A 12,501-nucleotide genomic window follows, 5' to 3' on the forward strand; every position below is an offset into this window, starting at 1 on the left:
GCAACCCGGCGGTCCCGCTTTCGGGCGAAGGCCGCCAACCGGAGAGAGCTTGCTGTGGAACGAGCGGCAAAAAAAGAGGCGGTCGAGCAGCTGCACGAGGTCTTCAAGACCACGGGCGTTGCCGTCGTCGCTCACTATTCCGGCCTCACCGTGGCTCAGATGCAGAACCTGCGCAAGCAGATGAAGCAGGCTGGCGCATCGGTGAAGGTCTCGAAGAACCGTCTCGCCAAAATTGCTCTTGAAGGCACGGACGTCGTCGGCATCGGTCCCCTGTTGAAGGGGCCGACCGTGATCGCAACTTCGAACGATCCTGTCGCGGCGCCCAAGGTTGCCATCGAATTCGCCAAGGCGAACGAAAAGTTCGTCATTCTCGGCGGCTCGATGGGCTCAACCGTCCTGAATGTCGACAGCGTGAAGGCTCTGGCCTCGCTGCCGTCGCTGGACGAACTGCGCGGCAAGCTCGTCGGCCTGATCCAGGCTCCGGCGACCAAGCTGGCCCAGCTCGCCAACGCTCCCGCGGCCAAGGTCGCGCGCGTCATTCAGGCTCATGCCTCAAAGGGCGAAGCGGCCTGACGCCCTTCGCAAACACTCACAACCTGGTTTCGAACCGAACCACACTAAAGGACTACATCAATGGCTGACCTGCAGAAGATCGTCGACGACCTCTCGGCCCTCACCGTTCTCGAGGCTGCTGAGCTCGCGAAGCTCCTGGAAGAGAAGTGGGGCGTGTCCGCCGCGGCCGCCGTGGCCGTCGCCGCTCCGGGCGCTGGTGGCGCCGCTGCCGCTCCGGCGGAAGAGAAGACCGAGTTCACCGTTGTCCTGGCTTCGGCCGGCGACAAGAAGATCGAGGTCATCAAGGAAGTCCGCGCCATCACCGGCCTGGGCCTGAAGGAAGCCAAGGACCTGGTCGAGGGCGCTCCGAAGCCGGTCAAGGAAGGCGTCAACAAGGACGAGGCCGAGAAGATCAAGGCTCAGCTCGAGAAGGCCGGCGCCAAGATCGAGCTCAAGTAATCGCTTCGATTGCGCGAACGAAGTCCCCGGGCTGCCATGGGCGGGTCCGGGGGCTTTCGACAGATTATGATGACCGGGTGGTAACATCGCCCGGTCATCATGTGGACAAGGAGTTTTGCAGGGGTATTGGGCGCGGCTCGGAATCACTGCAAAAGGCGTGCAACGGAACCGTCCGTTGTGGGCCGAACACGGAAAAGTGTGGAGATTTAGGGGCTTCGCTCTCGAATCTCGATTATTGTCAACCCATATTGGGTCGGCAGCACGAAAAGCCGGTTGATCGGTGGAGTGGCGTCTCCGTCCGTAAGCCGTTGGGAGATAGGCAATTTCGGGCTTTTGCAGTCCGTGACGAGATGGTTGTGACGAGCGGGTGCGTCCTCGCGCCTCGCGCGTCGTTTTGCGTTTTGCTGGTCTGAAGAACAGATCTGGGACATTTCCGTTCCGGCTCTGGGCCTCAGATCCTCGAAATGGATCGAAATTCAACCCGAAGGGGCGGTGGCAGCCGCTGTTTCGGAAGGTTCGCCCCTCCGGGCGACGAAATGAGAGGCCACGATGGCGCAGCAGACATTCACCGGTCGCAAACGCGTTCGCAAGTTCTTTGGACACATCAAGGAAGTCGCGGAGATGCCGAACCTCATCGAGGTTCAGAAGGCGTCCTACGACCAGTTCCTGATGGTGGACGAGCCCACGGGTGGCCGGCCGGATGAGGGCCTGCAGGCGGTGTTCCGCTCGGTATTCCCGATCTCCGACTTCTCCGGCACCTCGATGCTGGAGTTCGTCCGCTACGAGTTCGAGCCGCCGAAATATGACGTCGACGAGTGCCGTCAGCGCGGCATGACCTTCGCTGCGCCGCTCAAGGTGACCTTGCGCCTCATCGTGTTCGATATCGACGAGGAGACCGGCGCGAAGTCGGTCAAGGACATCAAGGAGCAGGACGTGTACATGGGCGACATTCCGCTCATGACCATGAACGGCACCTTCATCGTCAACGGCACCGAGCGCGTCATCGTCTCGCAGATGCACCGTTCGCCGGGCGTGTTCTTCGACCACGACAAGGGCAAGACCCACTCGTCGGGCAAGCTGCTGTTCGCCGCCCGCGTCATCCCGTATCGCGGCTCCTGGCTCGACATCGAGTTCGACGCCAAGGACATCGTGTTCGCGCGCATCGACCGTCGCCGCAAGCTGCCGGTGACGTCGCTGATGTTCGCGCTCGGTCTCGATGGCGAGCAGATCCTGTCGACCTTCTACAAGAAGCTGATCTACAAGCGCATCAAGGAAGGCTGGCGCGTTCCGTTCGACGCCAACCGCTTCCGCGGCTATTCGACCGTCAACGACCTGATCGACGCCGACACCGGCAAGGTCGTGCTCGAGGCCGGCAAGAAGCTCACCGTTCGCGCCGCCCGCCAGCTCCAGGAGAAGGGGCTGAAGGCGCTGCGCATGTCGGACGAGGAGCTGCTCGGCAACTACATCGCCGAGGATCTCGTCAATCCGAAGACCGGCGAGATCTATGCCGAGGCCGGCGAGGAGATCACCGACAAGCTGTTCAAGGTGCTGAACGAGCAGGGCTACAAGGACCTGCCGCTGCTCGACATCGACCACGTCAATGTCGGCCCCTACATCCGCAACACGCTGTCGGCCGACAAGAACATGACGCGTGAGGACGCGCTGTTCGACATCTACCGCGTGATGCGTCCGGGCGAGCCGCCGACGCTCGATTCGGCGCAGGCGATGTTCCAGTCGCTGTTCTTCGATGCCGAGCGCTACGACCTCTCCGCGGTCGGCCGCGTCAAGATGAACATGCGCCTCGAGCTCGATGCGCCGGACACCCAGCGCACTCTGCGCAAGGAAGACATCCTGGCGGTCATCAAGACCCTGGTCGACCTGCGCGACGGGAAGGGCGAGATCGACGACATCGACCATCTCGGCAATCGCCGCGTCCGCTCGGTGGGCGAGCTGATGGAGAACCAGTACCGCATCGGTCTCTTGCGCATGGAGCGCGCCATCAAGGAGCGCATGTCGAGCGTCGACATCGACACCGTGATGCCGCAGGACCTGATCAACGCCAAGCCGGCCGCCGCCGCGGTGCGCGAGTTCTTCGGCTCGTCGCAGCTGTCGCAGTTCATGGACCAGACCAACCCGCTGTCGGAGATCACCCACAAGCGCCGCCTGTCGGCGCTCGGACCGGGCGGTCTGACGCGCGAGCGCGCCGGCTTCGAGGTGCGCGACGTGCATCCGACGCATTACGGCCGCATCTGCCCGATCGAGACGCCGGAAGGTCCGAACATCGGCCTGATCAATTCGCTGGCGACGTTCGCCCGCGTCAACAAGTATGGCTTCGTCGAGACGCCGTACCGCAAGGTCAAGGACGGCCGCGTCACCGACGAGGTAGTGTATCTGTCCGCCATGGAGGAGGGGCGCTACCGCGTCGCGCAGGCCAACGTGCCGCTCGATGCCAAGGGCCGCTTCACCGAGGACCTCGTGGTCTGCCGTCATGCCGGCGAAGTCGTGCCGATGACGCCCGACAAGGTCGACTACATGGACGTGTCGCCGAAGCAGCTGGTTTCGGTTGCCGCGGCCTTGATCCCGTTCCTCGAGAACGACGACGCCAACCGCGCGCTGATGGGCTCGAACATGCAGCGCCAGGCGGTGCCGCTGGTTCGCGCCGAGGCGCCGTTCGTCGGCACCGGCATGGAAGGCGTGGTTGCCCGTGACTCGGGCGCCGCGATCGCGGCGCGCCGCTCGGGCGTGATCGACCAGATCGACGCCACCCGCGTCGTCATCCGCGCCACGGAAGATCTCGATCCGACCAAGTCGGGCGTCGATATCTACCGGCTGATGAAGTACCAGCGCTCGAACCAGTCGACCTGCATCAACCAGCGTCCGCTGGTGAAGGTCGGCGACATCGTCAAGAAGGGCGACATCATCGCTGACGGTCCGTCGACCGATCTCGGCGAGCTCGCGCTCGGCCGCAACGTGCTGGTCGCGTTCATGCCGTGGAACGGCTACAACTTCGAGGACTCCATCCTGCTCTCCGAGCGGATCGTGAAGGAGGACGTCTTCACCTCGATCCACATCGAGGAATTCGAGGTGATGGCCCGCGACACCAAGCTGGGTCCGGAGGAAATCACGCGCGACATTCCGAACGTGTCGGAAGAGGCGCTGAAGAACCTCGACGAAGCCGGCATCGTCTATATCGGCGCGGAGGTGCGCGCCGGCGACATCCTGGTCGGCAAGATCACGCCGAAGGGCGAGAGCCCGATGACGCCGGAAGAAAAGCTCTTGCGCGCCATCTTCGGCGAGAAGGCCTCCGACGTTCGCGACACCTCGCTGCGGGTGCCGCCGGGCGTGCAGGGCACGATCGTCGAGGTCCGCGTCTTCAACCGTCACGGCGTCGACAAGGACGAGCGTGCGCTGGCGATCGAGCGGGAAGAGATCGAGCGTCTGGCCAAGGACCGTGACGACGAGCAGGCGATCCTGGACCGCAACGTCTACAGCCGTCTCGCCGACATGCTGGACGGCCGCCAGGGCATCTCGGGGCCGAAGGGCTTCAAGAAGGATACCAAGATCACGCGTGCGGTGCTCGACGAGTATCCGAAGTCGCAGTGGTGGCTGTTCGCCTCGCCGAACGACAAGCTGATGGCCGAGATCGAGGCCATGCGGAAGCAGTACGACGAGTCGAAGAAGGGGCTGGAACAGCGCTTCCTCGACAAGGTCGAGAAGCTGCAGCGTGGCGACGAGCTGCCGCCCGGCGTGATGAAGATGGTCAAGGTCTTCGTCGCCGTGAAGCGCAAGATCCAGCCGGGCGACAAGATGGCGGGCCGTCACGGCAACAAGGGCGTCGTGTCCAAGATCGTGCCGATCGAGGATATGCCGTTCCTCGAGGACGGCACCCATGCGGACATCGTGCTGAACCCGCTCGGCGTGCCCTCGCGCATGAACGTCGGGCAGATCCTCGAGACCCATCTCGGCTGGGCCTGCGCCGGCCTCGGCAAGCGCATCGCCCAGACGGTCGATGCCTACCTGTCGAAGCAGGACGTCAAGCCGCTGAAGGAGACCTTGAAGCGGATCTACGGCGATGACGAGACCATCAAGTCGCTCAACGACAACGAGTTGATCGAGCTTGGTCACAATCTGAGCCGCGGCGTGCCGATCGCCACGCCGGTGTTCGACGGCGCCAAGGAGGCCGACATCGAGGAGATGTTGAAGCTCGCCGGCCTCGACGCATCCGGTCAGTCGACGGTCTATGACGGCCGCACCGGCGATGCGTTCGATCGCAAGGTGACGGTCGGCTACATCTACATGCTGAAGCTGCACCATCTGGTCGACGACAAGATCCATGCGCGTTCGATCGGCCCGTACTCGCTGGTCACCCAGCAGCCGCTGGGCGGCAAGGCCCAGTTCGGCGGCCAGCGTTTCGGCGAAATGGAGGTGTGGGCGCTCGAAGCCTACGGCGCGGCCTACACGCTGCAGGAGATGCTGACGGTGAAGTCGGACGACGTCGCCGGCCGCACCAAGGTCTACGAGGCGATCGTGCGCGGCGACGACACGTTCGAGGCCGGTATTCCGGAATCGTTCAACGTGCTGGTCAAGGAAATGCGCTCGCTCGGCCTCAACGTCGACCTGCACAACTCCAAGCTCGGACCGGCGCCGACGTCGGAAGCCGCCGAGTAGTTCAAGAGGTCATGCCCGGCCGTCTCGGACGGCCGGGTGCCGGCGCCTTCCCCCGCGGGTCAGGACAAGGCGCCCGTTGAGAGATTTTCGAATTTGCGGCCGACCCCCGATCGGCCCGCGAGGAGAATACGATGAACCAAGAAATTATGAATCTCTTCAATCCGACGACGCCGGCTCAGGTCTTCGACCAGATCCGGATCTCGATTGCGTCTCCGGAGAAGATTCTGTCCTGGTCCTACGGCGAGATCAAGAAGCCGGAAACGATCAACTACCGTACCTTCAAGCCCGAGCGCGACGGCCTGTTCTGCGCCCGCATCTTCGGGCCGATCAAGGACTACGAGTGCCTGTGCGGCAAGTACAAGCGGATGAAGTACAAGGGCATCATCTGCGAGAAGTGCTCGGTCGAGGTGACCCTGTCGCGCGTCCGGCGCGAGCGCATGGGCCATATCGAGCTCGCCGCTCCCGTCGCGCACATCTGGTTCCTGAAGTCGCTGCCGTCGCGCATCGGCCTGCTGCTCGACATGACGCTGAAGGATCTCGAGCGGATCCTGTACTTCGAATACTACGTCGTTCTCGAGCCGGGTCTGACCGCGCTCAAGGACCGTCAGCTGCTGTCCGAGGACGAGTACCTCAAGGCGCAGGACGAATACGGCCAGGACAGCTTCACCGCCATGATCGGCGCCGAGGCCATCCGTGAGCTCTTGCGCGGCCTCGAGCTGGAGAAGCTCGAGCAGACGCTGCGTGCCGAGATGCAGGAGACCGACTCCGACATCAAGCACAAGAAGCTCGCGAAGCGCCTGAAGATCGTCGAGGCGTTCCGCCACTCCGGCAACAAGCCGGAATGGATGATCATGACCGTGGTTCCGGTGATCCCGCCGGACCTCCGCCCGCTGGTGCCGCTCGACGGCGGCCGTTTCGCGACCTCCGACCTCAACGACCTCTATCGCCGCGTCATCAACCGCAACAACCGCCTGAAGCGGCTGATGGAGCTGCGCGCGCCCGACATCATCATCCGCAACGAGAAGCGCATGCTTCAGGAGGCGGTGGATGCGCTGTTCGACAACGGCCGCCGCGGCCGCGTCATCACCGGCGCCAACAAGCGTCCGCTGAAGTCGCTCGCCGACATGCTCAAGGGCAAGCAGGGTCGCTTCCGTCAGAACCTGCTCGGCAAGCGCGTCGACTACTCCGGCCGTTCGGTCATCGTGGTCGGTCCCGAGCTGCGCCTGCACCAGTGCGGCCTGCCGAAGAAGATGGCGCTCGAGCTGTTCAAGCCGTTCATCTATTCGCGGCTCGACGCCAAGGGCCTGTCGACGACGGTCAAGCAGGCCAAGAAGCTGGTCGAGAAGGAGCGTCCGGAGGTCTGGGACATCCTGGACGAGGTCATCCGCGAGCATCCGGTGCTCCTGAACCGCGCGCCGACGCTGCATCGCCTCGGCATCCAGGCGTTCGAGCCGGTGCTGATCGAGGGCAAGGCGATCCAGCTCCATCCGCTGGTCTGCTCGGCCTTCAACGCCGACTTCGATGGCGACCAGATGGCCGTGCACGTTCCGCTGTCGCTCGAAGCGCAGCTGGAAGCGCGCGTCCTGATGATGTCGACCAACAACATCCTGCATCCGGCCAACGGTCAGCCGATCATCGTGCCGTCGCAGGACATCGTGCTCGGCCTCTACTACGTCTCGATCATGCGCGAGGGCATGCCCGGCCAGGGCATGGCGTTCGGCAACATGGCCGAGCTCGAGCATGCGCTGCACGCCAAGGCCATCCATCTCCACAGCAAGATCAAGTATCGCTGGGAGGGCATGGACGAGACCGGCAAGATCGCCAAGCGCTGGATCGAAACCACCGCGGGCCGCGTCATGCTCGGCAATCTCCTGCCGAAGCATCCGCGCGTCACGTTCGAGGTCATCAACAAGCTGATGACCAAGCGCGAGATCTCGGGCGTGATCGATCAGGTCTATCGTCACTGCGGCCAGAAGGAGACGGTGATCTTCTGCGACCGGATCATGGCGCTCGGCTTCTACAACGCCTTCAAGGCGGGCATTTCGTTCGGCAAGGACGACATGGTCGTGCCGGCGGGCAAGTGGAAGATCGTCGACACCACCCGTACGCTGGCGAAGGATTTCGAGCAGCAATACAATGACGGTCTGATCACCCACGGCGAGAAGTACAACAAGGTCGTCGACGCCTGGTCGAAGGCCAGCGAAGAGATCGCCAAGGAGATGATGAAGGAGATCTCCGTCACCAAGAAGACGGCGACGGGGGCGGATGCCGACATCAACTCGATCTACATGATGTCGCATTCCGGTGCCCGCGGTTCGCCGGCCCAGATGCGTCAGCTCGCCGGCATGCGCGGCCTGATGGCCAAGCCGTCGGGTGAGATCATCGAGACGCCGATCATCTCGAACTTCAAGGAAGGTCTCTCGGTTCTCGAGTACTTCAACTCGACCCACGGCGCCCGCAAGGGTCTCGCGGACACCGCGTTGAAGACCGCGAACTCGGGCTACCTGACCCGTCGTCTGGTCGACGTCGCGCAGGACTGCATCATCACGCAGGACGATTGCGGCACCCATCTCGGCATCAAGATGCGCGCCATCGTCGATGCCGGCACGGTCGTGGCCTCGCTCGGCTCGCGCATCCTGGGCCGCGTGCCCTGCGACGACGTGCGCGATCCCGCGACCAACGCGGTGCTGGTCAAGGCCGGCACCTTGATGGAGGAGAGCCACATCGACGCCATCCAGCAGGCTGGCGTGCAGGAGGTGAAGATCCGCTCGGCGCTGACCTGCGAGCTGGTCAACGGCATCTGCAAGATGTGCTACGGCCGCGATCTGGCGCGCGGCACGCCGGTCAACCACGGTGAGGCCGTCGGCGTCATCGCCGCGCAGTCGATCGGTGAGCCCGGCACCCAGCTGACGATGCGCACTTTCCACATCGGTGGTGCGGCGCAGCTGAACGAGCAGTCCTTCGTGGAATCGAACTTCGAAGGCAAGGTGGTCATCAAGAACAAGGCGATCGCCCGCAACAGCGAGGGTCATCTGATCGCGATGGTCCGCAACATGGTCGTGACGATCGTCGACCCCGACGGCACCGAGCGTGCGACGCACCGCATCCAGTACGGCGCGCGCATGCATGTCGACGACGGCGACATGATCAAGCGCGGCCAGCGCATCGCCGAGTGGGACCCTTACACCCGTCCGATCCTCACGGAAGCCGAGGGTACGATCGGGTTCGAGGATCTGACCGAGGGTCTGTCGATCTCGGAAACGCTCGACGAGTCCACCGGTATCGCCAAGCGCGTGGTCATCGACTGGCGTGGAACGCGCGGTGGCGCGGATCTGCGTCCGGCCATCGTGATCAAGGGCAAGGACGGCAAGGTGCTCAAGCTCGCCCGCGGCGGCGATGCCCGCTACATGCTGTCGGTCGACGCGATTCTGTCGGTCGACGTCGGCTCGACGGTGAAGCCGGGCGACATCCTCGCGCGTATCTCGACGGAAAGCGCCAAGACGCGCGACATCACCGGCGGTCTGCCGCGGGTGGCGGAGCTGTTCGAAGCGCGTAAGCCGAAGGATGCCGCGATCATCGCCGAGATCGCCGGCACCATCCGGTTCGGTCGCGACTACAAGAACAAGCGTCGCATCTCGATCGAGCCGGTCGACAAGACCGAGGAGCCGCGCGAGTACCTGATCCCGAAGGGCAAGCACATCCATCTGCAGGATGGCGACATCGTCGAGAAGGGCGACTTCATCGTCGAAGGCAACCCGGCGCCGCACGACATCCTGGCGATCAAGGGCATCGAGGAGCTCGCGGCCTATCTGGTCAACGAGATCCAGGAGGTCTACCGGCTGCAGGGCGTGCTCATCAACGACAAGCACATCGAGGTGATTGTCCGCCAGATGCTGCAGAAGGTGGAGATCACCGACCAGGGCGATACCGACATGATCTCGGGCGAACAGGTCGACAAGATCGAGTTCGACCTGCTGAACGCGAAGGCCGTGGAGGAGGCGAAGAAGCCGGCCACAGGCACTCCGGTTCTGCTCGGCATCACCAAGGCGAGCCTGCAGACCCGGTCGTTCTTCTCGGCGGCCTCGTTCCAGGAGACCACCCGCGTCCTCACCGAGGCGGCGGTCAACGGCAAGATCGATCCACTCGAGGGTCTCAAGGAGAACGTCATCGTAGGACGCCTGATCCCGGCCGGCACCGGCGCCTCGATGGCCCGCATCCGCGAAGTCGCTTTGAAGCGCGACAAGCTGATTCTCGACGAGCGCGAGAAGCAGGCGGCGATCGTGCCGGCGCAGCCCGAGCCTCAGCCGCTCGCGCTGCCGCCGGCGGAGTAAACGGACGGTTGCGGCATGACCCCGACGGTGTCGGGGTCTGCCGTGCGTTCATCGCGCGTAGAAAAGGCCGGCGTTTGCCGGCCTTTTTTTGACATTTTCTTCTCCTGTTGCCGCGCTGCTGCCCCGTTGTTCATCTTCCCTTCAGGGACAGAGGCGCTTTTGGAAGCATCAGATCCGCTGAGCTGATTTCCGTCGATTCCCGTGGCGATGCGCCGATTTGCTCCGGCGCAAATCTTTTGCGGGCCGGTTACGCTATGGCCGATCGAGCCCCGAGGGTGGCAGGACCCCTGTATGGACGACCGGCAACGTCGCTGACAGCCGGAGATGGCGGAACTTCGATGCTTGACCTTGCGATTGTTGGTGGCGGTCCGGGTGGCCTGATGAGCGCCTGGTATCTGAGGCGCAAACTCGGCGATCTCTGCAAGGTGACGATCTACGAGGCATCCGACCGGCTCGGCGGCAAGATCGTGACGCGCAAGTTCGATACCGCACCGGCGATGTATGAGGCTGGTGTCGCAGAAATCTACGACTACTCGATGACCGGCCCTGATCCGCTGCGCGAGCTGATCCAGCATTTCGGGCTGCAGACGATTCCGATGGATGCGCTGCAGGTGCAACTCGACGGCGAGCTGCTCGACGACGTGCCGGGGCTGCGCCGCAAATACGGCCCGAAGACGGCCGCTGCGGTCGAGGCGTTCCGCAAGCGTTGTACCGACGTGATGTCGCCGGTCGAATATTACGAGGGCGTCGGCGCCCACGATAACGAGCACCCCTGGGCCTACAAGACCTGCGAAGAGCTGCTCGACGAGGAGGTCGAGGATCCCACGGCCAAGCGCTTCTTCAAGGTGATGTCGCGCTCCGACCTCGCGACCGAGGCCCACAACACCAACGGCCTCAATGCGCTCAAGAACTTCGTCATGGATATCGACGACTATATCGGCCTGTACTCGATTCAGAACGGCAACGAGCAACTGATCGAGTGCCTGCGCTCCGAGGTCGATGCCGACATCCAGCTCAATCATCGCGTGCTCCGCATCGGCAAGACCGAGGCGGGTCGCTACCGGCTCAACATGATGAACGGCAAGGGGCCGGAGACGCGCGAGTTCGATCTCGTCCTGGTGTGCCTGCCGCATTCCTGGCTGTCGACGGTCGGCTGGGAGGGCGAGAAGCTGCGCCAGTCCATGGTCAAGCACATCGCCTATTTCGATCGTCCCGCGCATTATCTGCGCGTCTCGATCCTGTTCGACGAGCCGTTCTGGGGCGAGAAGATTCCGGGCTCCTGGTTCATGTCGGAGGCGTTCGGCGGCTGCTGCATCTACAACGAGGGCTCGCGCCACGATGTCGGCAAGCACGGCGTGCTCAACTGGCTGATCGCGGGCTCGGATGCGCTCGCCTTCGCCAACCTCTCGGACCAGGAGCTGATCGATGCCGCGCTGAAGTCGCTCCCTGCGGCGCTCGGCGACGCGCGCGCACACTTCATGGAAGGCAAGATCCACCGCTGGCTGTCGTCCGTCAACGCGCTGCCCGGCGGTCTGCCGGTACGCGACGTCATGACCAATCACCGGCCTGAGCCGAAGGAGCACCCCGGCATCGTCGTGGTCGGGGACTACCTGTTCGACTCGACCCTGAACGGGCTGCTCGATTCGTCGGACGCCGCCACCGACATCATCCTGACCGAAATGATGCGGCTGCGCCGCGCCCGCTCGCAGGCCGAAACGCCGCTGTCCGACAAGATCGACCGTGACTATTTCGACAATTATCGCGGGCAGGGGCCGTACAGCGAAGCGTGGTCGCAGTTCACCGATCCGGACTATCTGACCAGCCTGATCAAGATCGTTTGGAACCGGGCCGGCAAGGGCAAAGGCTACAAGCTCCTGGTCGCCGGCTCCGCGAGCGGTGAACTGGTGGGAGCGCTCCGCGAGCGCGGCATCGATGCCTGGGGCATCGAGAACAACCGCTACATCCATGGCAAGACGCCGAAGGCGCTGAGGAAATACAACAAGCTCGGCTCGATCACCGATATGCCATTCAAGACCGGTGAGTTCGATTTCGTGTTCGAGACCAGCCTCTGCCATCTCGGTGACAAGCAGGTTGCGCGCGCGATCCGCGAGCTCAACCGCGTCGTCAAGACCGGCCTCGTGTTCGGCTCGATCACCTCGGACATGGCTCCGGCGCTGGTCGACCGCTACGACCTGCTGCGCGGGGTCAAGAAGCTCGGCACCTGGTGGGAGTGGTCGGAGCTGTTCTTCGGCAACGGGTTCGATCTGGCCATGCACCGCCGCGATTGCACCGACGAGGTGTGGGCAGCGACGCTCGCGGCCAACAAGGGGCCCGGCCAGTGGTACGCCGACGCCGACAGCCTGCGCTATTCGTTCTTCGACAAGGTCGAGGACGAAGACTAGGCTCGCGGCACAGCCGCCGGCACTTCGAGGCAGGGCCGCGGGCGTTGACCGGCATCTCGATGCTGTCTTGCGTCCGCGGCGCTTGTGAC

General features: G+C 63.7%; 5 protein-coding genes. All 5 read left to right on the plus strand.

Annotated features, from left to right (window positions below; translation table 11 throughout):
- Positions 1-54: 54 nt before the first annotated feature.
- The 5 genes from rplJ to QW863_RS07875 all read left to right on the plus strand — a co-directional run bounded on the left by rplJ (position 55) and on the right by QW863_RS07875 (position 12,412).
- Positions 55-573, plus strand: a complete 519-nt coding sequence (gene rplJ / locus QW863_RS07855) for a 50S ribosomal protein L10 (protein ID WP_008963452.1) — start codon at positions 55-57, stop codon at positions 571-573.
- A 60-nt stretch (positions 574-633) separates the two neighbouring features.
- The gene (rplL, locus tag QW863_RS07860) at positions 634-1,011 is read left to right on the plus strand and encodes a 50S ribosomal protein L7/L12 (protein WP_172108050.1); all 378 of its coding nucleotides are present in this window, start codon (positions 634-636) and stop codon (positions 1,009-1,011) included.
- A 549-nt stretch (positions 1,012-1,560) separates the two neighbouring features.
- Positions 1,561-5,679: a DNA-directed RNA polymerase subunit beta gene (gene rpoB / locus QW863_RS07865; RefSeq protein ID WP_315714569.1), complete on the plus strand. Its 4,119-nt coding sequence runs from the start codon at positions 1,561-1,563 to the stop codon at positions 5,677-5,679.
- 131 nt (positions 5,680-5,810) lie between these two features.
- The gene (gene rpoC, locus QW863_RS07870; RefSeq protein WP_315714568.1) at positions 5,811-10,010 is read left to right on the plus strand and encodes a DNA-directed RNA polymerase subunit beta'; all 4,200 of its coding nucleotides are present in this window, start codon (positions 5,811-5,813) and stop codon (positions 10,008-10,010) included.
- A gap of 338 nt (positions 10,011-10,348) precedes the next feature.
- Positions 10,349-12,412 (plus strand): FAD-dependent oxidoreductase, encoded by a 2,064-nt coding sequence (locus tag QW863_RS07875; RefSeq protein WP_315714567.1) that lies wholly within the window; start codon positions 10,349-10,351, stop codon positions 12,410-12,412.
- Positions 12,413-12,501 lie beyond the last annotated feature (89 nt).

It is taken from the genome of Bradyrhizobium sp. SZCCHNR1017, from assembly GCF_032381375.1.
Taxonomy (GTDB): domain Bacteria; phylum Pseudomonadota; class Alphaproteobacteria; order Rhizobiales; family Xanthobacteraceae; genus Bradyrhizobium.